The organism is Proteus sp. fly-1008, assembly GCF_040140305.1.
GTDB lineage: Bacteria > Pseudomonadota > Gammaproteobacteria > Enterobacterales > Enterobacteriaceae > Proteus > Proteus vulgaris_B.
In genome coordinates this window covers 85,131-107,929 of the sequence record NZ_JBEEWH010000003.1, presented here as the reverse complement: position 1 = coordinate 107,929, position 22,799 = coordinate 85,131, and the positions used below count along the sequence as shown (strand labels likewise).

25 protein-coding genes and 1 other RNA gene are annotated in these 22,799 nt (G+C 36.7%); 16 read left to right on the top strand and 10 right to left on the bottom strand.

From position 1 onward, the window contains the following. The first annotated feature begins 220 nt into the window (after positions 1-220). The 3 genes from ABN256_RS07065 to ABN256_RS07055 all read left to right on the top strand — a co-directional run bounded on the left by ABN256_RS07065 (position 221) and on the right by ABN256_RS07055 (position 2,573). Positions 221-511, top strand: coding sequence for a putative quinol monooxygenase (locus ABN256_RS07065; protein WP_072068744.1), 291 nt, complete (start codon positions 221-223; stop codon positions 509-511). Positions 512-762: 251 nt separating this feature from the next. Continuing rightward, complete coding sequence (yafC, locus tag ABN256_RS07060) at positions 763-1,662, top strand: DNA-binding transcriptional regulator YafC (protein WP_196553832.1); 900 nt, start codon at positions 763-765, stop codon at positions 1,660-1,662. Between the two features lie 332 nt (positions 1,663-1,994). Beyond that, complete coding sequence (locus tag ABN256_RS07055; RefSeq protein ID WP_197268980.1) at positions 1,995-2,573, top strand: NAD(P)H-dependent oxidoreductase; 579 nt, start codon at positions 1,995-1,997, stop codon at positions 2,571-2,573. A gap of 189 nt (positions 2,574-2,762) precedes the next feature. On the opposite strand, the gene ABN256_RS07050 is transcribed toward ABN256_RS07055, so the two are convergent. Then, on the bottom strand, positions 2,763-4,313 hold the full coding sequence (locus ABN256_RS07050) for a methyl-accepting chemotaxis protein (protein ID WP_197268981.1): 1,551 nt from the start codon (positions 4,311-4,313) through the stop codon (positions 2,763-2,765). Between the two features lie 450 nt (positions 4,314-4,763). On the opposite strand from ABN256_RS07050, the gene ABN256_RS07045 reads away from it, so the two are divergent. From ABN256_RS07045 to ABN256_RS07035, 4 genes are all read left to right on the top strand, one after another. Next, entirely contained in the window at positions 4,764-5,348 is a 585-nt protein-coding gene (locus ABN256_RS07045) for a histidine phosphatase family protein (protein ID WP_196553829.1), read from the top strand. Between the two features lie 145 nt (positions 5,349-5,493). Continuing rightward, a complete protein-coding gene (locus ABN256_RS19190; protein ID WP_502929694.1) occupies positions 5,494-5,889 on the top strand; it encodes a phage tail fiber protein in 396 nt (131 codons plus the stop codon). A 156-nt stretch (positions 5,890-6,045) separates the two neighbouring features. After that, entirely contained in the window at positions 6,046-7,794 is a 1,749-nt protein-coding gene (locus tag ABN256_RS07040; RefSeq protein ID WP_196553828.1) for a colicin E3/pyocin S6 family cytotoxin, read from the top strand. 10 nt (positions 7,795-7,804) lie between these two features. Beyond that, positions 7,805-8,059, top strand: coding sequence for a colicin E3-like toxin immunity protein (locus ABN256_RS07035; protein ID WP_046335368.1), 255 nt, complete (start codon positions 7,805-7,807; stop codon positions 8,057-8,059). A gap of 162 nt (positions 8,060-8,221) precedes the next feature. Here ABN256_RS07035 and ABN256_RS07030 read toward each other — a convergent pair whose 3' ends face one another. The 4 genes from ABN256_RS07030 to smpB all read right to left on the bottom strand — a co-directional run bounded on the left by ABN256_RS07030 (position 8,222) and on the right by smpB (position 10,594). Next, positions 8,222-8,455: a DNA polymerase III subunit theta gene (locus tag ABN256_RS07030; protein WP_196553843.1), complete on the bottom strand. Its 234-nt coding sequence runs from the start codon at positions 8,453-8,455 to the stop codon at positions 8,222-8,224. Positions 8,456-8,702: 247 nt separating this feature from the next. Beyond that, complete coding sequence (locus ABN256_RS07025; RefSeq protein WP_196553827.1) at positions 8,703-9,191, bottom strand: hypothetical protein; 489 nt, start codon at positions 9,189-9,191, stop codon at positions 8,703-8,705. 494 nt (positions 9,192-9,685) lie between these two features. Next, positions 9,686-10,052, bottom strand: a transfer-messenger RNA (tmRNA) gene (gene ssrA / locus ABN256_RS07020). 59 nt (positions 10,053-10,111) lie between these two features. Further along, positions 10,112-10,594, bottom strand: coding sequence for an SsrA-binding protein SmpB (gene smpB, locus ABN256_RS07015; RefSeq protein ID WP_072068734.1), 483 nt, complete (start codon positions 10,592-10,594; stop codon positions 10,112-10,114). Between the two features lie 155 nt (positions 10,595-10,749). On the opposite strand from smpB, the gene ABN256_RS07010 reads away from it, so the two are divergent. Both ABN256_RS07010 and ABN256_RS07005 read left to right on the top strand, forming a co-directional pair. Further along, positions 10,750-11,184 carry an SRPBCC family protein gene (locus tag ABN256_RS07010; RefSeq protein WP_006533588.1) on the top strand — a complete coding sequence of 145 codons (435 nt, stop codon included), beginning with the start codon at positions 10,750-10,752 and terminating at the stop codon, positions 11,182-11,184. Further along, the gene (locus ABN256_RS07005) at positions 11,174-11,470 is read left to right on the top strand and encodes an RnfH family protein (protein ID WP_502929693.1); all 297 of its coding nucleotides are present in this window, start codon (positions 11,174-11,176) and stop codon (positions 11,468-11,470) included. Before ABN256_RS07010 ends, ABN256_RS07005 begins: the two co-directional genes overlap by 11 nt. 201 nt (positions 11,471-11,671) lie before the next feature. On the opposite strand, the gene bamE is transcribed toward ABN256_RS07005, so the two are convergent. The 3 genes from bamE to nadK all read right to left on the bottom strand — a co-directional run bounded on the left by bamE (position 11,672) and on the right by nadK (position 14,796). Next, entirely contained in the window at positions 11,672-12,034 is a 363-nt protein-coding gene (gene bamE, locus ABN256_RS07000) for an outer membrane protein assembly factor BamE (protein WP_349439294.1), read from the bottom strand. Between the two features lie 113 nt (positions 12,035-12,147). Further along, a complete protein-coding gene (recN, locus tag ABN256_RS06995; protein WP_349439292.1) occupies positions 12,148-13,809 on the bottom strand; it encodes a DNA repair protein RecN in 1,662 nt (553 codons plus the stop codon). Between the two features lie 87 nt (positions 13,810-13,896). Continuing rightward, entirely contained in the window at positions 13,897-14,796 is a 900-nt protein-coding gene (gene nadK / locus ABN256_RS06990; protein WP_072068732.1) for an NAD(+) kinase, read from the bottom strand. A gap of 100 nt (positions 14,797-14,896) precedes the next feature. Between nadK and grpE the strand changes: the two genes are divergently transcribed. Beyond that, complete coding sequence (gene grpE / locus ABN256_RS06985) at positions 14,897-15,508, top strand: nucleotide exchange factor GrpE (RefSeq protein WP_196553823.1); 612 nt, start codon at positions 14,897-14,899, stop codon at positions 15,506-15,508. 118 nt (positions 15,509-15,626) lie between these two features. Here the strand turns inward: grpE and ung are convergent, their stop codons facing one another. Beyond that, the gene (ung, locus tag ABN256_RS06980; protein WP_196553822.1) at positions 15,627-16,307 is read right to left on the bottom strand and encodes a uracil-DNA glycosylase; all 681 of its coding nucleotides are present in this window, start codon (positions 16,305-16,307) and stop codon (positions 15,627-15,629) included. A 334-nt stretch (positions 16,308-16,641) separates the two neighbouring features. Here ung and grcA point away from each other — a divergent pair, with 334 nt between their 5' ends. Beyond that, positions 16,642-17,025 (top strand): autonomous glycyl radical cofactor GrcA, encoded by a 384-nt coding sequence (gene grcA, locus ABN256_RS06975; protein WP_023581591.1) that lies wholly within the window; start codon positions 16,642-16,644, stop codon positions 17,023-17,025. A 148-nt stretch (positions 17,026-17,173) separates the two neighbouring features. On the opposite strand, the gene srmB is transcribed toward grcA, so the two are convergent. Continuing rightward, positions 17,174-18,535 (bottom strand): ATP-dependent RNA helicase SrmB, encoded by a 1,362-nt coding sequence (gene srmB / locus ABN256_RS06970; RefSeq protein WP_196553821.1) that lies wholly within the window; start codon positions 18,533-18,535, stop codon positions 17,174-17,176. A 264-nt stretch (positions 18,536-18,799) separates the two neighbouring features. Between srmB and trmN the strand changes: the two genes are divergently transcribed. The 5 genes from trmN to rseC all read left to right on the top strand — a co-directional run bounded on the left by trmN (position 18,800) and on the right by rseC (position 22,590). Then, complete coding sequence (gene trmN / locus ABN256_RS06965; protein ID WP_349439291.1) at positions 18,800-19,555, top strand: tRNA(1)(Val) (adenine(37)-N(6))-methyltransferase TrmN; 756 nt, start codon at positions 18,800-18,802, stop codon at positions 19,553-19,555. Positions 19,556-19,851: 296 nt separating this feature from the next. Continuing rightward, positions 19,852-20,430, top strand: a complete 579-nt coding sequence (gene rpoE, locus ABN256_RS06960) for an RNA polymerase sigma factor RpoE (protein ID WP_023581594.1) — start codon at positions 19,852-19,854, stop codon at positions 20,428-20,430. 38 nt (positions 20,431-20,468) lie between these two features. Then, positions 20,469-21,098, top strand: a complete 630-nt coding sequence (gene rseA / locus ABN256_RS06955) for an anti-sigma-E factor RseA (RefSeq protein WP_241253958.1) — start codon at positions 20,469-20,471, stop codon at positions 21,096-21,098. A 46-nt stretch (positions 21,099-21,144) separates the two neighbouring features. Continuing rightward, positions 21,145-22,113: a sigma-E factor regulatory protein RseB gene (gene rseB / locus ABN256_RS06950; RefSeq protein ID WP_072068726.1), complete on the top strand. Its 969-nt coding sequence runs from the start codon at positions 21,145-21,147 to the stop codon at positions 22,111-22,113. A gap of 12 nt (positions 22,114-22,125) precedes the next feature. Continuing rightward, positions 22,126-22,590: a SoxR-reducing system protein RseC gene (gene rseC, locus ABN256_RS06945; protein WP_072068725.1), complete on the top strand. Its 465-nt coding sequence runs from the start codon at positions 22,126-22,128 to the stop codon at positions 22,588-22,590. Positions 22,591-22,799: the final 209 nt, after the last annotated feature.

Sequence of the window (22,799 nt, the reverse complement as noted above, 5' to 3'; positions counted from 1 at the left end):
AGACTATTGCTTTAATCGCAATAATTAATATTGGGTTTTGTTCGAGTGAGTTGATTTTTAATAATTGAATGTACTATCGTGATAATAGCAATATCGACAATTTACTTTTGCTCAAATGTAAATAATGAAATGAAGAATAGTGCTGAAATTATGTTAGAGTAATTTCAGTTTATTATTTTACTTATTACTTGTACTTTTGTTGGATTATAGGATTTTTTGTATGAACAATATCAGATTAATTGCCACGATTGTGGCGAAAGAACACCATGAAAATGAAGTATTATCTGCTTGCAAGGCAATGATAAAACCAAGTCATCAGGATGAAGGTTGTCTTCAGTATGAATTGCATAAAGATACCACACAACCAAGAGCGTTTATTTTCTTTGAAATTTGGGAAAACCAAAGTGCCATTGATAAACACAATGAAACGGCACATATGAAAGCATTTGTTGAAAATCTAAAAGATAAAATTGATCTGTTAGATATCAAATTTATAGAGAAAATTGCTTAATTCTATTTATCCTTCGTTAATGTGTCGCAGTATTTTTTAAATAGAGCGTTGTATATTTAAGCTTTAATTTGGGTAGATATGCTATTACGTATATCTGCTTGTTTTTTTTAGGTATTATAATTATCGTCTGAGATTAAATTATTCACAATAACTCACCATTATCTTTCTATTGTTAACTTAATTGCAATAATGAAAAAATATCCGTATTCTTAAATCTCAATGTGTTATCTAATTCTACCGAGATTTATAATATGAAAGCAACATCAGAAGAAGCCCGTGTATTCGTTGAAGTTGTTGAACATAAAAGTTTTACAAAAGCGGCAGACAAACTGAACCTTGCTAATTCAGCTGTAAGCCGTACTGTAAAAAAATTAGAAGATAAATTGGGCGTAAACCTTCTTAATAGAACGACTCGTCAAATTGACCTCACCGCAGAAGGTGAACTTTACTTCCAGCGAATGAAAGTCATTTTGCAAGAAATGCAAGCCGCTGAAAATGAATTACATGGTACGCAAAGCTCGCCTAAAGGTTTATTACGTATAGATGCAGCAACACCCGTCGTATTACATCTTTTGATCCCTTTTATTTCTATTTTTCGCCAGCAATACCCTGATATTATTTTATCATTAGTTTCATCGGAAACATTTGTGAATTTAATTGAGCGCAAAGTGGATGTTGCGATACGTGTTGGGCAGTTAACTGATTCAAGTTTACGAGCTCGCCCTTTATTTAATAGTTACCGTAAAATTATTGCATCACCAAAGTATATTGAGCGTAAAGGTAGCCCTAAAACAACAACTGATTTGGATGATCATACCTGTTTAACATTTACTGAACCGACTTCATTAAATACATGGCCATTAGAAATTGAAGAGAATGAGTTAGTCACAGTTACCGATGGGATTTCTTCAAATAGTGGAGAAACATTAAGACAATTATGTGTAAATGGTGAAGGGATTGCGTGTTTATCTGATTTTATGGTGAATAAGGATATTCAAGAAGGTAATTTAGTTGCGTTATTTAGTGATGAATTAAAACCTGTACCATTACCTTTTCATGCTGTCTATTATAGTGACAGGGTAGTGAGCCAACGTATTCGGGTTTTTATTGATAGTTTAACGCAATATTTGGCTGATACTTTAAAACTGTAGTTTTGTGCAACTTATCTTAGTGTTGCTATGATCATAAAAACCATGGGTATAAATAATACTCTTATTAAGCCTACAACAACCCAGTGTTTTAAAAAATAGCCTAAGTAACAATAGACTTTTACCTAAAAAGCAATAATCACGATTATTAATACACTTAATCGTAAAAACCAAATTATTGGTTTTTTATATTTAAATAATTATTATTTTCTTAATAATATAGTTGATAATTCTGTTTAGATGTATTTTTCAAGATTTACGGTTGAGCGCCATTCTTTCTATTTTCTGCTAAATTAGCGTCATTAAATATCGTAATAGAAAATTTAGGAGTAGATATGAATATTTTATTGATTAATGGCGGTCAAAATTTTGGTCATTCTGCGGGTCGATTAAATCGCACATTACATGACATGGCTGCAGAACATTTAGTGACATTAGGTCATAGCGTTAAAGAAACACAAATCGAAGAAGGCTATGATATTGATGAAGAAATTGAAAAGTTTCTATGGGCTGACACAATTGTTTATCAAATGCCTGGCTGGTGGATGATGATGCCATGGAAAACGAAAAAATATATGGATGATGTTTACACTTTCGGTCATGGTAAACTCTATGAAAACGATGGTCGTACCCGTCGTGATCCTAAAAAACAATACGGCACGGGCGGTTTACTGCAAGGCAAAAAATACATGATCTCCGTAACATGGAATGCACCTATTGAAGCCTTTAATGAGTTTGGTAATTTCTTTGATGGAAGAGGGGTTGACGGTGTTTATTTCGCTTTCCATAAATCACAACAATTTTTAGGTTTGTCTCAATTACCAACCTTTATGATAAATGATGTGATTAAAGAGCCTAACGTTGATAAAGATATTATTGAATATAAAGCACATTTAACACATGTTTTTGGCTAGTATTTATATTTTTCATCATGCTTTATTTTCTATTTACCAGCTTTAACAAAAAGCGTTTAAGCAGGTAAATAAAATCAAGTATTAATATTGATGGCAGTTCTACAGCTTAAAATAGCTTTTTATTTTTATCATTAAGGTCACCCGATTATTTTATTGGTGACCTTAATGTTTACAATCAACAACGATAAATTAATGGTTCTTTAATTGGAAGTAATTAACTAATTGATTGAGGTTTAATGCTTGCTCGTTCAGTGAGCTGGCTGCTGCGACAGATTCTTCGACTAGCCCCGCATTCTGTTGCGTAGTGGAATCTAACTGGCTTATTGCATTATTGATTTGTGAAATACCATCGCTTTGCTCATTACTTGCTTGCCCAATCTCACGTAATAGCGCACTAATTTCTTCCACATCGGTGATCATTTTTTGAATTTGTGCTCCGGCTTGTTCGACTAATTCCATACCTTCTTGTGTTTGTAGTGATGAGTTTTCGATTAAGGTACGTATATCGTTTGCTGAATCTGCACTTTTTTGCGCTAATAACCTGACTTCACTTGCTACAACAGCAAAGCCTTTGCCATGTTCTCCTGCTCTTGCGGCTTCAACCGCAGCATTGAGTGCCAGAATATTAGTTTGGAATGCAATAGAGTCAATTAAATTAATTATATCGGTCATTTGAGATGAAGAGCTATTCATTGCTCTCATTTTTTCTGTTAACTGAAGCATCATTTCACCATTATGGTGTACTGCAATTTCTGTTTTTTCAGCAACATTGATAGCATCATGTGTGTGCTCTGTGGTATTTTTCACCGTCGAGGTCATTTGCTCCATTGAGCTTGCTGTTTCTTCTACGGATGTTGCCTGTTCTTCCGTCCTTGCTGCTAAATTCTGGCTTCCTGCCGTAATTTGTTCGGCAGCAGATGAAATACTTTCAGCACCATTTTGTACATTTTGTACGACATCCAATAGATGGGTTTTCATCTCAGCAAGTGCTTGTAATAACATTCCTGCTTCATCATGGTAATTTGTATTCACCTCTTGTGTTAAATCACCTTTAGCTATCGCTTTGGCGAAATTAACGGCTTGATCTAACGGGAGAGTAATACTCTTAGTAATAAACCACCCTAAAATACTACCTACAACAATACTGATCAGCGTTAATAAAACTAAAAAGAATCTTTTCTCAGTAAAATCCTGCTCAACATGATCACCTGCATCATTCATTTTTTGATTTTGTAATGCAATAAATTCCAAGAGTTTATCGCGATACATAAGTTGAATATCTGCTGTTTTGGTGATTAATTCATTAACAGCAGCATGCCGATTATTTTCGTTAAATGCTTTTACTACAAAATTTTGAGAAGTGATATATTTCTGACGAATCTCATAAACTTCAGCGAGTATTTTTTTTGACTCATCATCGTGAGTTGTTTCTTCTAACTCTTTTAGTAATTGAGCAATCTTGGCGGTGATCTCAGCTTTTTTACTCTCTTGTTCGGCGGCTAAATTTCCTTGTTCATCTAGCATGGTGAGTTGCTGGAAGATAATAAATTCATTGAAATTATTAATTAGCAAATTGGCTTTTACTGTGGCTGGATAGATATCATCAACGACATCATGAATATCTTGATTCGCACTATTCAGCCCCATTAATGAAAAACTAGAACCCAACACAATTAACATTACCAATGTTGTAAATGCGATAGTTAACTTTGTACGAATTTTAACGTTTTTAAAGAACATGCTTAACCCTGGATAAATAATAATTAATAAGCATTAGTAACTTATTGAAGAAAAGACAGTATCGGTAAGCAGTGATAGAACTTTAGTCATTAAACGAAATAAAGGCAGATAAAAAGGCTTGTATTGATTTTTAACACACTATTTTTAGTGTAAAAAAGAGATTTCTTCCCTTTTTTTATCTAAATGTGCTTAGTATTTAATATTCATTCAATTTTATAAAATTGATAGTTAAGTAATGAAAGTTCAAGATATTCTTTATTTTTTGTTAACAATTGTTTGTCTTGTTTTTATATATGTTAATTTGATTTTGAAGATTAAGAAGATACGGCCTCTGAAAAAATTTTGGCTATGATAAATTGAGTAGTCTACAACCTGTGGGTTTATGGCTAGTGTTAAATATACTTAACTCTCCATATTTATTATACTAAATTGACTTAAAGGTCACGCTGTATGCGCAGTGTATTTATATTTTTGAGCGTATTTATTTTAGGGTTTAGTCATATGGCGTATTCAGAACAAACACTCGTTTTTATAAGACATGGTGAAAAACCTGATAATGAAAGTGGGCAACTGACCTGTAAAGGATTAAATAGATCTCTCGCTTTACCGGATGTACTTATCAATCAATTTGGTAAGCCTGACGCATTATTTGCTGCTGCGCCTAAACAAAGTAAGTTAGGTCATTCATTACGTTCACTTCAAACGCTTTCACCTCTCGCTATTAAAATGTCGCTGCCTATTCACCTTAATTATCATGCCAAAGAGATAAAAAAATTATGTGAAGACCTGTTAAGTCAGCAATATAAAAACTCAGTTATTTTTATTGCATGGGAGCATGATAATTTAGTTAAAGTAGCACGAGATATCATGAAGAAAGAAGGAGGAGATCCTAAATTAATCCCAAAATGGAAGAGCAGTGATTTTGATAGTATTTATATATTAAAAATAATCCGAGAGGGTGATAAAAAAAACGTCATATTTGAGCAAAGGCAGCAGGGATTAAATGGCGTATCGCCAATATGTTTGGATAAGTAGGTTTATTATAGAGAATAACTTATTTTTAAAATTTATTATGAACAGATATACCCTATTAAATTGAATATAAATCAGAATTTATTCTGATAATAAAAATAGCCGTGATGTAATGTTATTTTTAACGGCACATCCACAACTATGACGAATCAAAAGGCACTTTCGGGATGAGTATCTCATTGAAGGAGTTCTTGGGTTTAACGCTGACGCAGGCTGGGGTGGTGTTGATGGTAGTATTGAAATTCCACTCGATGTTAATAAACAACCACTGATTTGGGTTAACTCTAAAATTAACAAAGATGGTTCTATTTTTGTTAAAACCTATCACCGCACTCATCCAAATGCGCCTAAATTTGCACGTAATGCAATTGAGGGGTTCAATGACGGTGACCCGATTGATATCCCTGATGGTCGCTTTATCTCCGTTCGTGTACAGATGCCAGAGCAATCAATCTATAACGTGAGAATGCGTGAGATGGAAGAGGCACAGAAAGAGGAACGCAGGCAAAAAGAAGAGGAAGAAAATCAGGACACCAGAAATTGATAAATAATCAAATATATTTAGCTCAAGGATGAGTTAAGTACTGATGGTAACTATTCCGAATATAGCCGAAATAAGACGATTGTTTTACAATTACTATTGAATATACTGTGGTTGCATACAGTTGTTGTGTGCTATTAAATATAAAAAGGAATTTATATGAGTGATATTGATTCATCTGACCATTCTGGTTGGAGTAAAGAAAACGATCCTTGGGGTAATGATTCCTACTGGGATCAGTATGATAAATCACATGATGACAGTCATCCTGGTGATAATGATGATGGTGACGACAGGGATGAAAGAGAAAGAGAAAGAGATATTCATGATGTCTCTGGTGTAGATTTAAGTCGATACCCTGAAAAGTTAGTAATGGCATCGGCAGCTATGCCTGCTTTGGGTTTTCTTACCTATCAAGGCGTTCTTAGTTTTACATCAAGCCCATTTGTTTCCGCTAACATTAAGAGTGTTTTTTCTAAATCATTGACAACACTAAGAACTAGCGCATTAGAAGCAATGTCAGTTGCTCCAAGTCTGGCCAAACTTACAACTATTGGAATTGCAATTGAAGGATTATGGCCGAGTAACAATATCATGTCTACTCAAGCTGAAATGGCGTTATTGAATAATTATGGCATTTTAGATAGAGATATTTTTGATAGAAATAAAGCACGCAAAGTTACAACAATGCCAGCGGATATTGTTACTAATCAAATTAGTGATATCGGTAAGAAAACATCACTAAGTATACATACTCAGGTTATGTCTGCTTTGGATAAGAATGCTGGAAAGCAACGAACTATTGTATCAACGGGTCAGGCTATCAGTATTCCAATCGTAAAGGCAACAGCAACAAGCACCCCTAATGTTTATACCGCTCCTGTTATTGCTGGATCAAAGCCAGTACGCATTAGCGTTTCTGAAAATAAAGCGGATAAAAGTAAACAGGTGGTCATCAACTCTAAGCCTAATGCTGGATATTACATCCCTTCATCTAAATTAAAGACCCATCATGCCATTGTTGATTTTGGTGGTAAGCACGAGGCTCTTTATGTCTCTATTATTGATGTCATTGATGTTAATAATGAAAAGCAAGTAGTAGAAACAGAATGGGCTGAATGGTCGACATTGCATCCGTTAGAAACTGCATTATTAGAACTTGAAGAAGCAAAGAAAAGGCTAGCTAATATTAATAAACAGTTTCAGGCTCAAGTCGCTGTTATTAATAAACTCAAAGCCACACCAGAAGGTTTGGCATTAGCCGATCCTGTTAAAAATCCTCTTGTTTATAAACAGGATAATAAACAAATTAGTGTGACCAAAGTTGAAGTTAAGATTGTTGATAAGATTCTACTTAATACTCTTCTAACTAAAGGAATGGGTGCATATTTAGGTGAAGTAGAAAAAAGAATAGCTATAAATAAGCCAGATAGAATACAAACTTACCTAATTAAACTATTTTATGAGCGCCTTGGTGATCAGGTACTATCATATAACAACCAATTAGCCAAATCTAAAGAAAGTCTAGCTCCTATCCTCGAATCGCGAAAAAAAGCAGAAGGAAAGAAAAAAGCTGCTGAGGATAAAGTTAAGATTGAGCAGGATAAAAAACGCCAAGGTGTTAGAGAAAAAGGCCATGATTATCACCCAGCACCGAAGACCGAAGAAATTAAAGGATTGGGAGAATTAAAACGAGGGAAAGATAAAACACCGAAACAAGGTGGGGGTGGTACTCGTAAGCGCTGGATTGGGGATAAAGGGCGTAAAATTTATGAATGGGATTATCAACATGGTGAAATTGAAGGTTATCGTGCAAGCGATGGTCAGCATCTTGGCGCGTTTGATCCAAAGACGGGCAATCAGTTGAAACCTGCTGATCCAAAACGTAATATCAAAAAATACTTGTAAGGATAATATTATGGGATTGAAAATTGATTTAACTTGGTTCGATAAAAAGACTGAAAGTTTTATTGGTGAAGAATATTCGGTCGATCTGGGAGATGACGACACGGTTATTGAACAGACTGTTAATCCGACAGAAAACATCATAAATGCAGGTAGCTTCGATGTTATTTCCGCATGGGTTCCTTACCTACAGAAATATATCAAACATAAAATTGAACTAAATAAATACGATTACCAGGTAGCATTTGATTATCGTGATAAGTGGTAATGAACAAACGTATATAATATTTATTCGTATCGTTTTGAAAGCCTCTTAGCGGAGGCTTTTTTATTCCAAATAAGACTTAGAAAAAATCAGAGAGTTAACCAATCTTAACACACTATCCTCAATAAGACTCTCTCCGCCAAATGGCCACTAAAATCTGAGTAATCACTCTACTTTCAAATACTGCACGGAATTCCCATCAGGCAACTTCTTACTTCTCTCACGATAAAACGCTAATCGTTCATTAAAGTACTCGCGCAAATGTGCTGGTTGTTGTCGCTCAACTTCGGACGCAACAACTGGCATATTGAGTCGTTCTTTATATGCGACACCGCTTGCAGATAGGTCAACATTAATCTTATCTTTTTCTTCTTGTGTTAGTTCAGCAAGATTTTTCATTTGATAAGCTCTATTAATGAACTGGAGAGTAATTATAGCATAAGAATAAGGCGAGAATCGGACCTTAAACAAGGTAAATCTGATGTGGGTTTTACACCAGTTTTACACCAGTTTTACACCAAGCAAATTTCAGGCATAAAAAAACCAACCATAAGCGGTTGGTTTTTCTAAGGAATTTTGGTCGGCATGATAGGATTTGAACCTACGACCCCTGACACCCCATGACAGTGTGTAATATAATATTAATTTAAGGCTTTTTTAAACTTGATGGATAAGGGGGACGCTGGCTAATATATTGAAAAATAAATACACATATCACGGAAAAGCCCATAATACGCATCACCCATGGAGAACTACTATCTCTAACGGGGCGGGGGGTAGAAATAAAAGCCTCTGGAGAGGCGAATGAGTAAATAATCATTAATAGGATCATTATTGGAAACAATAGTGACAACAATAAAAGAATTACATCTAATGCTTTTTTACTAAAAGTTTTTTGGGATTTTTTCTTTTTTCTTGATAGTTTTTTCTGTTTACTAAAGATAGATTTTACACCTATTAGTTTTCCTTTCTCCCTAACATCGTTTTTATCTCCAGTATGGAGAATTTCTATTCTGGCACCTTCATTTTTTTCAATAAAATCAAAATCAATAAGAATACAATTAGGATATTCGCTGTCAGTCTTTAGCTCTATATTATTAATAGGATTGTTTGATGCTACGACTTGATAACGCAATAATTGAATTTCCCTGCTAAATTCAATTCTTAGAGGTTCTTTAGTAGCTAATGCACTTTTTGTTATAACAGAGTTACCCGAATTCCAAATAACAAATTCAGAAGAAGATACACATTTCTACTAATGAGCCATCATACATTACACTTATTTGCTGTGGTAGGCTCGAGTGGTTTTTATTTATGAGGTTTAAAAACTCATGGCAGCTAGAGATTTTATAAACTTTACGAGTTAAAACATAAATAAAAATGGCTATAAGAATACCAATGATCCCAATCACTGTACCCAGCGCGGAATTTGATAAAATATTATTAACTGTATCCACTCTTGGTCTCCTATATAAAAAAGGCTCACCGAAGTGAGCCTTTTTGAACTCTAAATAATCCGCGTACGATTTGCGTATGATTTAGAGTCCTATCTGTGTCAGTGTGTAGTCTTAATGATTTCGCTAACTTCTTGTTTTTGAAACCGTTGTCCTATCACTGACCCACCAAATTTGGTGGAGCTGGCGGGAGTTGAACCCGCGTCCGAAATTTCTACATCCTCGGTACTACATGCTTAGTCTAGTCTTTAAATTCACTTACCTACTGCGGACAGACACGCCATAAATAAGCTAGCTTGATTAAGTTTAACGCTTTGACCCCAAGCTAGGTCTCCACGCGATCTCTTTTGGGTTTGACTTCTCTTGATCCCCGTCTTAAGAGCGGAAGCTAGGGAGAGAAGGCTCTAAGTAGGTTATTAAGCTACTAGTGCGCGTTTTTGATCGTCGTTTGCGACTATCTTTTTGCGGCTTTTTACGAGGCCAACCGCCCCTCGGCATGCACCTTGGGTTTCGCAAATCCCGTCGAATCCAGAATCAGCCCCAAGTTGTTGAAAGTGAGTATATCAGAAAAATACTTGTAATTGCTAGTACTTAACGCAATTTAGCGGTTAGCATTTTTCATGATACGTGCTTTGTCTAATTTCCACTCACGATCTTTAATGGTTTCACGTTTGTCGTGATCTTTCTTACCTTTAGCAACGCCGATTTTAATTTTACACCACGCGTTTTTCCAATAAAGAGAAAGCGCAACGACGGTGTATCCATCACGGTTGATTTGACCATAAAGGTTATCAAGTTCACGTTGTTTTAATAACAGTTTACGGGTACGTGTCGGATCACAAACCACATGAGATGATGCAACATTTAAAGGCGTAATGGTTGCACCAAAAAGATAAGCTTCACCGTCACGCATGACAACGTAGCTATCACTGATGTTGGCTTTTCCTGCACGCAGTGATTTAACTTCCCAGCCTTGTAACGACAGACCCGCTTCAATCTCATCTTCGATGAAATATTCATGGCGAGCACGTTTGTTTAACGCAATGGTCGCGGAACCAGGTTTGTGTGATTTTTTCTTTGTCATAATGTCCACATTATACTGTATGAGCAACAGAAAGAAATCATTTAACCGACTGTTTTCTTTTCAATTGCATAAAACTTAAGCTATATTCCATTAGATTTTTAATTAGTCACTGTTCAATGATATGATCCACACAGTGTTGTCGTACAGGAATAACTATGCCTCAGATTAGTCGATCTGCTCTCGTCCCTTTTAGTACAGAGCAAATGTTTAAACTGGTTAATGATGTTCTTACTTATCCTGATTTTCTACCAGGATGCGTTGGAAGTAAACTGATCAAAAGCACACCAGAAGAAATGATTGCATCAATAAATGTCTCAAAAGCGGGAATTAGTAAAACATTTACTACCCATAACTTTTTAAAGACTAATGAACGTGTTGATATGCGTCTTGTTGATGGCCCCTTTCGTAAATTGACTGGGGGATGGGTGTTTACCGCACTCGATGATAATGCGTGTAAGATAGAATTTCAGCTAGACTTTGAGTTCACTAATAAACTAATTGAGTTGGCTTTTGGCCGTATTTTTAAAGATTTAACGAACAATATGGTTCAAGCATTTACTCACAGAGCGAAAGAGATCTATCGTGACTAAAATATGGGTAGAGGTAACCTACGCGTTACCCGATAAACAGTACCTTATCCCTGTAGAACTAACGCTAGGGGACACTGTTGAACAAGCCATTGTTGCTTCAAATATCTTAACGATTTGTAATGATATTGATTTAACTAAGAATAAAGTTGGTATTTATAGTCGTCCAGCAAAGCTAAGTGATAATGTGAGAGACGGTGATAGAGTTGAAATTTATCGACCTTTAATTGCCGATCCTAAAGAAATGCGTCGTAAACGTGCAGAAAAAGCACGACAAAAAGCGGATTAATATCATGTTTTGCCCAATATAGGGTGTCACATACTGCATTAATAGGCCACTTGATTACAGACAGATACAATAAAAGATAACACTACCATAAAGTAATTTTTCTTTATAAAAACACACCCCAACGTAAAGTTTAACGTATGGGGTGCAATTCGTTTTTGCCAATCTTATACAAAACTAAGTTTTCTTAGCGCGATGATAGCATTATGCTTTTGTTGCAGGCGCTGAGAAATTAGGCATATTGCCTTGTTTATCAATCTTAGTCAGTATGCCATTGCTATCAAAAGTTAGTATCAGCGTTTCTTGACGTACTTTCTGGTGACCTGGCTCTTCACGGAAAACATAATACCAAGTTTGGCTTCCGAAAGGATCTTTAAGCATTGGCGTACCAAGGGCAAATTGAACTTGCTGCTGTGTCATTCCTTGCTGAACTTTTGCGACTTCGGCTGGTGTTAAATAATTTCCCTGATTGATATCTGGGTGATAAACCAGTCTCTCGAACATAGAGCAACCTGAAGTCATTACGACTAAAGATAAGGCGGCAACTTTTAACAGTTTAAAACGCATGGTTATTACATTCCTTTTAGGGTCATAGTGACGATGATAATCGACAACGCAGCAATTGAAAACCTTTCACGCTCTGCCTATGACCCTAAATATCAATAAAAGTTTGTTAATCGTTATGCAGCCAACAAATCTTTCGCATTTGCTAAGGTGTTTTTGGTGACTTCACTTCCTGCTAATAAACGGGCGAGCTCTTGTAAACGTTCTTTTTTCGATAATAGTTTCATTGTGGTTTCAGTTTCTTCACCATTTGTCTCTTTATTAACAAAATAGTGTTGATGTCCACAACCAGCTACTTGAGGTAAGTGGGTAACACACATTACTTGAGTTGATTCACCCAATTCTCGCAATAATTTACCTACGATAGCGGCTGTAGGGCCACTGATCCCTACATCGACTTCATCGAAAATCAGGGCTGGTGTATCCATTTTTTTCGCTGTGATCACTTGGATTGCGAGCGCAATACGAGATAACTCACCACCAGAAGCCACTTTAGAAAGCGCTTGATGAGGTTGTCCTGGGTTTGTGGTGACATTAAATTCAACTTTTGTGGCACCATCGATTTGCAGTGAGCTGTCATCAAAATAGGTATCAACAGTAAAGTAACCATGAGGCATTGATAACTGATGCATACTGTTAGTGATAAGTTGACTTAATTCATTTGCATATTGTTGGCGAACTTGATGCAGTTGCTTTGCAACATCTAATGCAATTAAATGGTCAGCTTTGACTTGTTCTATTAAAGCGTCACAATCATCATTTTGACGAAGTAGGGCATTCTTTTCTTCAATTAATTGCTGATGAAGGTCATATAATTCTTCAGGCGCTACACGATGCTTACGTGACAAACTTATGTATTTAGACATACGTTTTTCAACTTCAAATAAGCGGTTAGGGTCCATTTCTAAACGATCACTATAGTGGCGAAGTTCGTCACTAACTTCACTAATTTGGATCGTGGCTTCATCCAGCATCTCTAATAACGAATTAAATTGGCTTTCCATTGATGCCAATTCTGTAATTTCATGCTTGGCAACATTGAGCATGCTTAAAATATTTTGTTCTTCATTATCACTTAAAATTTGTAAACTATTTTGGCTTAAAGTCAAAAATTGTCCACAGTTGGAAAGACGTTTATATTCTTGATCTAATTCAGGATATTCGCCTTGAATGGGTTGAAATTCATTAAGCTCTTTTAAATGATAATCAACCAGTTGTTGCCTAGCTTCTCTTTCTAGAGAGAGTTGTTGAAACGAGGCCAATGTCTGACAGCTTTGATGCCATGTTTGATAGGCAGATTTCATGCTTTTTAATAGAGCAGGTTCATGAGCATAAATATCAAGCAGGTGCTTTTGATAACGAGGCTCTAAAAGTTGTTGGTGAGCATGTTGCCCATGAATTTGGATAAGTAAAGAACCTAGCTCTCTTAATTGTGAAAGGGGTACGGAAGTACCGTTGATAAAACCACGAGAACGCCCATCAGAAGAAATGGTTCTTCTTAATAGGCATTCATTATGGTCATCAAGATGATGTTCTTCAAGCCAACGTTGTGCCGATGGCGTGTCAGAGAGTGAGAATCGTGCGCATAAATCAGCTCTAGCTGCACCTGGGCGCACCATATTAGCATCACCACGGTTACCTAAGCATAAACCCAGCGCATCAATTGCAATAGATTTACCTGCACCAGTTTCACCCGTAATGGTCGTCATGCCACCAGAAAAATCGATTTCAAGTTCACGGACTATGGCAAAATGACTAATAGTTAATTGAGTCAGCATAGTGCCTCTCCTGTGTATAAAAACATATCTGTGATTACATACAGTATAAACTGGTTTTTTATACAGTAAAGTAGCGAGGCACAAAAATTAGAACATTTTTTTTGACCAACCTAATTTTGAGCTGAGTGTATTAAAATAATTGTAATCAGTAGGATGAACCAAATTGAGTTTTTGACGGCTACGTTTAATGATGACTTCATCGCCTTCTTTTATAGGTAATACTAATTGGCTATCACAACTGACTTCATAATCGATATTCGTTTGTGAGAATTTTAGGCGAATTTGACTATCACTGCTGATAACTAAAGGGCGAGCTGATAAGGTATGGGGAAACATAGGTACAAGCGCAATAGCATCAAGATTAGGAGTTAAAATAGGGCCTCCAGCAGACAATGAATAGGCGGTTGAACCTGTGGGGGTAGCAATAATTAAACCGTCAGAACGTTGTGAAAAGGCAAAACGATCATCAATATAAACTTCAAACTCAATCATATGAGCCACTTTACCAGGATGAAGCACTACTTCATTTATCGCTGTACCAATACGTGTTCTTTGACCTTCAGCGCAGACTCGAGCTTCAAGCAAGAACCGTTTTTCTTCACGATAATGCCCAGCAAGAACATTGGTTAATTGCTGTAAGGCATTATCAGGATCGAGATCAGTAAGAAAACCTAAGTTCCCACGGTTAACGCCAATTACTTTGATATTATAGCGAGATAACACACGCGCAGCACCGAGCATGTTGCCATCACCTCCGACGACAATCACAAGATCAGCGATTTTACCCACTTGTGTTAAATCACCCGTTTGTGCATTTTTAAGTTTTAGCTCTTGAGCGACTTGTGTATCAATAATAACATCATAGCCTTGAGCTTGTAGCCAATGATAAAGCATTTCATGTGTTGAAAGTGCCTCTGGATGGCGGGGATGGCCGACAATGCCAATACATTTAAAGTGTTTTTTTTCCGTTACGGTATTATCTGGCATTTTTTTACCCTCGTTTTGCGCCAATTCCTTGAAACCCGTTTATTGATCCCCATAATAAACTAAATATGAAGATGAATACCAAAACTACGCGGAGATGTTCATGAGTAGTAAAGAACAAAATATACATGAAGAGCAAGTCTCAAAAGAAAAAGAAGGAATGGGATCTGTAATGGATGAATCTCAAGAGCAGGTAATGACCGAAGAAGCACAAGCGGATTTTAATGCTCAAGCTGAGTTAGCTGAGGCGTTAGCGCGTATTGATTCTCTCGAAAAACAACTGGAGCAATCACAAAAAACAGAGCGTGAAGCTATGGCTCGTGCTTTGGCTGAAGTTGAAAATGTACGTCGCCGTACTCAACAAGATATTGAGAAAGCACATAAATTTGCACTTGAAAAATTTTCTAATGAATTATTGCCAGTACTTGATAATTTAGAGCGCGCTTTATCTGCTGCTGATCATGAAAATGAATCGCAAAAACCAATGATTGAAGGGTTAGAGTTAACACTGAAGTCATTCTTAGATGCCGTACGTAAATTTGGCATTGAAGTAGTTGAAGAAAAAAATGTAGCATTCAACCCTGATGTTCATCAAGCGATGACATTGATTGATAGCCCTGAACATGAGTCTAATCATGTTGTTGATGTTATGCAAAAAGGATATACCTTGAATGGTCGTTTATTACGTCCAGCTATGGTTATCGTTTCTAAATAGCATTAATAAAAGTATTCGTTATCACACGTTTTATTCAGTGTAGATAAAGTAAACCGCACAATACGAAGTTTATAAATCTTCTAGTTATTGTGCGGTTTTACATTTTTAAAGGCAGGACTTACTCAATCGCATCAAGATACCAATTGATAGGTGTTCGGCCTTGTTGCTGTAAAATATCATTAGCCTGTTTAAAATGACCACAGCCTAAAAATCCTCTATGTGCAGAAAGTGGTGATGGGTGGGGGGCTTTTAAGATAACGTGTTTTTTTGTATCAATAAAACGACCTTTTTTCTGAGCATGAGCTCCCCAAAGTAGGAAAATAACTCCTTCTCTACGCTGATTAATTTGCTCAATAACAGCATCTGTAAATATTTCCCAACCATAATTAGCGTGAGAATGTGCTTGGCCTTTCTCTACGGTCAATACGGTATTAAGCAATAAAACCCCTTGTTTTGCCCAACTTTCTAAATAGCCATGGTTAGGGCGCTTAAAATCAGGGTATTCTTTTTCAAGCTCTTTATACATGTTAACGAGTGAAGGGGGAGCAGGTACACCTGGGCGTACTGAAAAAGAGAGTCCATGAGCTTGGTTTGGGCCATGATAAGGATCTTGTCCTAAAATAACGACATTCACATTTTCAAAAGGTGTAAAACGAAAAGCATTAAAAACGTCTTCCTGAGGGGGATAAATAATTTTGCCTGCTTCTCTTTGTTGCGCGACTTGAGACATAATTTGATGAAAGTAAGGCTTTTCTTTTTCAGCACCTATTACATCATGCCAAGTTAATGCAGTAGTCATAACATAAAATCCTTATTGATATCTTATAGTGCCTAAGCTTACAGATATCATTGAATGAATGAAAATATAACAGTTTAAAAATTAGAATTAATTGAGTTCTCAAATTTTCTTTTAAAATTTACAAAAAAAATTGCAAATCAAGAGAGGGCGATTGTTGATTTAAAACAACACTTTGCACCTTGGTTGGTAAAGTGCTTATGAATTTTATTGATATTAATCAAAGAATGGCGCCATTTATACTGGTATATAAGTAGATAGAAACATTGGTTAGACCAAATACCCAAGTTCTGATCCAAGATTAGAATTTGATTTTGTGCCCATATTGGAGGTCGAAATGATTACTGGTATCCAAATTACTAAAGCTGATAACGACGATTTATTACACTCTTTCTGGTTATTAGATGATGAAAACGGCGAAGCGCGTTGTATCTGTGCTAAAAAAGGCTTTGAAGAAGGCCAAGTGATTAACCGTAAAGAATTAGGCAATATCGAATACCGTGAAGTGCCTGTAGAATCTAAACCGGTTGTTCGTGTAGAAGGTGGTCAACACTTAAACGTTAACGTATTAAGCCGTGAAACACTGGAAGATGCAGTTAACAACCCTGAGAAATACCCTCAATTAACTATTCGTGTTTCTGGTTATGCAGTGCGTTTTAACTCATTGACTCCAGAACAGCAACGTGATGTTATTACCCGTACTTTCACTGAAAGTCTGTAATTTTTCACTAAAGTAATAAGTTATTGATAAAGCTCGATATGAAAATATCGGGCTTTTTTATGTGTAAAATTTCACATTGATAAATAAAAAAGCCGTAGCGATATTAATTCACTACGGCTCTAAATAAATGAAGAAATAATGCAGATTATTAGCTATCTGTCAGTGTTTCTTTTGCTGAGTTTATTGGCACTGTACTTTTTGTCGTGCTATTGGTTGCCGTTTTACGACGCTTACCAATATTTTTACGATCGCGAGCACGTACTTTTTCTTTAACTGCTTTTTTCTCTTCGTCTTTTTTCGCTTTACGTTTAGCCAGCACTTTTTTAGATGGTTTAAACGTTGCTTTTTGACTTGGTGCTTTAGTGGTTGGGCGTAACTCAGCGACGACACGGTATTTAATTGGCTCTTGAACATAACGGCCAATCTTACCTAATAATGGGTGATCGTGTGCTTCAACTAATGAAATGGCGATACCTTTGCGGCCAGCTCGTCCTGTGCGACCAATACGATGCAAATAGACGTCAGCAGTGCGAGGTAAATCAAAGTTAAACACATGGGTGATGTCGTCCAAATCAAGACCACGAGAAGCAACATCTGTTGCGACTAATACATTCATTTGGCCTGATTCTAATCGTTTTATTGCATCATTACGTTGTGTTTGCGCCATCTCACCTTCAAGATAGCTACATTTAATACCTTGTTTTTCTAATGCAGAGACGAGCTCTCTTACTCGTTCTCTTTTACGTACAAAGACAATCGATTTTTTAACATCGTCTTGCTTTAGTAATGCGGCCAGTAATGCTGTTTTATGTTCAAGATTATCAGCATGATAATAGAATTGCTGAATTTTTTTACGTTCACGACGTGAAGGATCAGCATTCAGTTCAACGGGCTCATTAAGGATACGTTGTGCAAAATCAATGACGGCATTACCTTCAAGTGTTGCAGAGAATAGTAATGTCTGTTTGCGCCAGCGAGTTTCGCCCGCGATGGTTTCAATATCATTAGCAAAACCCATATCTAACATGCGGTCTGCTTCATCTAAAATCAGCATTTCTACCGCACGGCAGTCAAAGTTTTCTTCTTTGATGTACTGTAATAAACGACCTGTTGTTGCAACAACGATATCTTGGTTCTCGCTAAAGACTTCAGCGTGATTCATATAAGCAACACCGCCCGTGATAGTGGCGATATCTAAATGAGTGTGCGCACATAATTCTTTTGCCTGCTCGGCAACTTGCATGGCAAGTTCGCGTGTTGGTGTCAGGATAAGAATACGTGGCGGACCTGATTTTTTACGTGGGTAATCAAGCAAGTGTTGAATTGCCGGAAGCAAAAAGGCCGCAGTTTTCCCTGTGCCTGTTGGCGCAGAGCCTAAAATATCACGTCCATCCATTGCTGCTGGAATAGCATCTGCTTGAATTGCAGTAGGACGTTGATATCCTTTTTCTTCTAATGCGGTCAATAAACTTTCATCAAGTTCAAGACTAGAAAATGTCGTGGCTGTCATTGTATACCTCTGTTTAGGGCGCGGATTTTGACATTATCCCCTGCTAAAAGCCAGCGGATTTACCGCTATCACATTATATATTACCGATAGACGAAGGTATTCGTTGTTTTTAGGCTTAATCTAAATAAGCGCGCATCGTATACAAATAGTTTAATGTTAAGATAGGGGTTGCAGAAGCGTTATCATACCATATATCTCTTTTTCAATGACATGAATGATAAGTAATAAAAAAGAGATAGTAATACGAATCAATAGAGCCTATAGATGAATCAAAAGAAAGTGAAAAAAGCGGGATTACGCAAAGGCGGTTTTACATTTAAGCAATTTTTTGTTGCTCATGATAAGTGTGAAATGAAAGTAGGGACAGATGGCGTTTTATTAGGAGCCTGGGCACCCGTCGAGAATGTAAAAAGGGCTCTTGATATCGGTACGGGGAGTGGGTTAGTTGCTTTAATGTTAGCTCAACGGGCTAACCAAATCGAGTGTGTTGATGGTATTGAACTTGATGAAAACGCAGCATTACAAGCGACCGAAAATGCACAAGGATCGCCATGGCATTCGTTAATTCACATTTATCATAATGATATTTATCATTATGCAGAGAAAATAAAAAATAAATATGATTTGATCGTAAGTAATCCACCTTATTTTGAACCTGCTATCGCTTGTCGCAATGATGTTCGTGAACAAGCGCGTTATACCAAAACGTTAACGCATGAGGGATTATTGGACAGTGCACAATCACTTATTACAGACGACGGTTTATTTTGTGTTGTGTTGCCCTATGCTATTGGCGAACAATTTATTGAAATAGCAGAAAAAAAAGAGTGGAATATTGTCAAGCGAGTGAATATCAAAGATAGCGCGGACAAACCCTACCATCGAATATTGTTAGCATTTCAAAGACAAAGTGAAAGTTGCATTGAATGTAATATAGAAGAGCTTATTATTCGTCATAATGAAGGTCATTACACGGATAAGTTTCAATCTTGGGTAACTGACTTTTATTTATATTATTAAATCTATATTTAATAATACACTGTTTAAGATAATATATATTGTTGTAAGTAATCGTATATATCTAAATAATATCATTGTGTTATCGTTTCTTTATTGGCAAATTGCATATTGGTTGGTGATCACCATGATAATTTTTTTGTGATTCATCTCTTAAAATAATGATTGAATTGAACTTCATACTATTTTTACGCTCTAAGTCATGTAGCTCATAAAAAACGAGAAGGAATAACGAGAGTAAATATGACGGAGTCATTTAAAAATAGTGCGAAGCTTGACTTCGGGAGAGTCCATCTCTAATGAGCGAGCAGTTAACGGACCAAATGTTGGTTGAAAAGGTACAAAATGGTGACCAGAATGCGTTTAATTTGCTGGTTATCCGCTATCAACACAAGGTAGCAAGCCTGATTTCCCGTTATGTACCACAGGGTGATGTGCCAGATGTTTCGCAGGAAGCCTTTATTAAAGCTTACCGAGCCATAGGTTCTTTTCGTGGTGATAGTGCTTTTTATACATGGCTTTACCGAATTGCGGTGAATACCGCAAAAAATTATCTGGTGGCACAAGGGCGACGTCCGCCTTCAAATGATTTAGATGCGAGTGATGTTGAAAATTTTGAATCACCAAACGCATTAAAAGAAATTTCGAACCCTGAGAATTTAATGTTGTCTGAAGAGTTACGGAGAGTGGTTTTTCACACCATAGAGTCATTACCTGAAGATCTAAGGGTTGCTATAACACTTCGGGAACTTGACGGACTGAGCTATGAAGAGATAGCCGTCATTATGGATTGCCCTGTCGGAACAGTACGTTCACGTATTTTTAGGGCGCGAGAAGCTATTGATAATAAGGTTCAACCATTAATACAAGAGTTTTGATTGTGGGTGAACCATCATTGACTGAAGGGTACTTTTACATGCAAAAAGAAAAACTTTCTGCATTTATGGATGGCGAAGTTCTTGATAAAGAATTAATGGGAACAATTGCACGTGATGACTCCATGAAGGAAACATGGCAACGTTACCATTTAATTCGTGACACAATGCGTGGTGATGTAGGTGAAGTAGTCCACTTTGATATCGCAAGTCGCGTTGCGCTCGCTTTAGAGAATGAGCCTGTCCGCATAAGTCCTGAACAACAACGAGAGCAGCAACCTGCGCCATCACAATGGCGTCAGCACTCTTTTTTACAAACGTTACGTCCTTGGGCAAGTCAGTTAACTCAAATCGGTGTCGCGGCTTGTGTTTCATTAGCTGTTATTGTTGGTGTTCAGCAATATAATGGAAAGAATGGTTCTGAAGATTTTCAAGTAGACACACCTGTATTTAATACCCAACCTATTATGGGGTCAGGTGCACCAGTAAGTTTAAATCTTCAAAACGATACTTTAGGCAAAGATCAGCAAACACGTTTACAAGAGCGCAATCAGCGTCTTGGCTTAATGTTGCAACAGTACGAGTTAGATCGTCGTATTTATAATGCACCACAAAATGAAGCATCTGGGAATGAGCAAGGTGTAACTCAACCGGTAGCTGCACAGCAATAATAACGGCGTGAATGTATAAATAACGTGTGGGAATAAAACAGTCGTAATGAAAAAATCATGGTTATCCGCCTTATTGTTGGTGGGCAGCCTGTCAATGTCGATACAAGCCTTGGCACAACCTCAAACAGGTAGTGTCGAGGCTTTGTTGCAAAAGATGGGTCATACAAGTAAAACTTCTACCTATGAATTATCTTTTATCAATATCAATTCTCAAGGTATTGTTCCTATTCGCTATCGTCATACTCTTATTGATGGCAAACCCCTTGCACAGCTAATGCAAATGGACAGTACACGTCGTGAAATTGTTCAACGTGGTAATGAAATTAGCTATTTTGAGCCTGGGTTAGATGCCTTTAGCTTGAGAAATGATCATATTGTTGACTATGTCCCAGCTATTATCTACCAAGATTTCAATGAGTTATCAGGGTATTATAACTTTATCGATGCAGGTAGAACCCATATTGGTGATATTCCAAGTCGCGTTGTGCGTGTGCTATCAAAAAATAATGACCGTTACGATTATGTCCTGTTTATTGATGAAGAAAGATATCTTCCTCTAAGAGTGGATCTTTTAGATAAAAATAATGACATTATTGAACAATTTAGGGTGATTACGGTGAATGAAGGCAATGAGGTTGAAACCAAATTGAATTCATTGCGTACTGTGAATATGCCACCAGTATTACTTATCCCTAAATCTAAATCTTTAGTTTATAACTGGTCAGTTAATGAGTTACCTGATGGTTTCAAAGAAGTAAAACGTAGTAATCATCAGATTTCTGAAACTGAGTTTAGTCAGTCTATTTTATTTAGTGATGGCTTATTTGACTTCTCTATTTATGTTAATAAAAGTGGTCAGCAAACAAATTCGCCCGAACGCGATAAAATGTTAAGGTATGGTCGTAATACAATTTATACCTATGACAAAGAAGGCAATGAAATTACCTTTATTGGTCAATTACCATTTTCTACGGCACAGAAGATAGTTAACAGTGTTGTATTTACGAAAAAGTAAAAGGTATAAGTTATGGTTAAAGAGTGGGCAACAGTTATACATTGGCATGAAGGAAGAGCGTTATTGCGCTACGGTTCCTCTTCTGGCTGTGGTAGTTGCCAAGCTCGTGCTGCGTGTGGCTCTTATTTATTAAATAAAATAGGGCCCGAAACTGTTCATCAACTCGAACTTCCTGTTGCACAACCTTTAGTTGAAGGGCAAAAAGTGGAAGTAGGGATACCCGAAAATAATTTACTCCTTTCTGCTATGTTGGTGTACTTAACGCCACTTATTGGCCTATTTATTGTTGCGGGCATTGCGAGCCTTTGGTTTTCCAGTGAATTTGCTATTTTTTGTAGTGGCCTTGCTGGTGGCCTTCTTGGTTTTTTATTAGCAAAAAAAGTGGCAACATGGTGGAGTAAAGACGAAGGGTTTGAGCCAGTTATATTACAAATAGGCCTTCCTCCTCATGAACTTAAGGTTCAATTTCAAGAGTAGCTGGCAGATAAAAAAGATGGGGCATTGGCCCCATTATTTTTTGCTTGGCTAATTTCGTTATCGTTTTCATCTTAAATTAACACGCTTCGATATCTGGAAATTACCTCAAAAAAATCACAAATAAATGTAGGTCTTAGCATAAATGTTTGTGTTTGATGAACGTTTCTTTGAGTATAATGTCTCTAGTGTGTAGAATGCGTCATCAATAA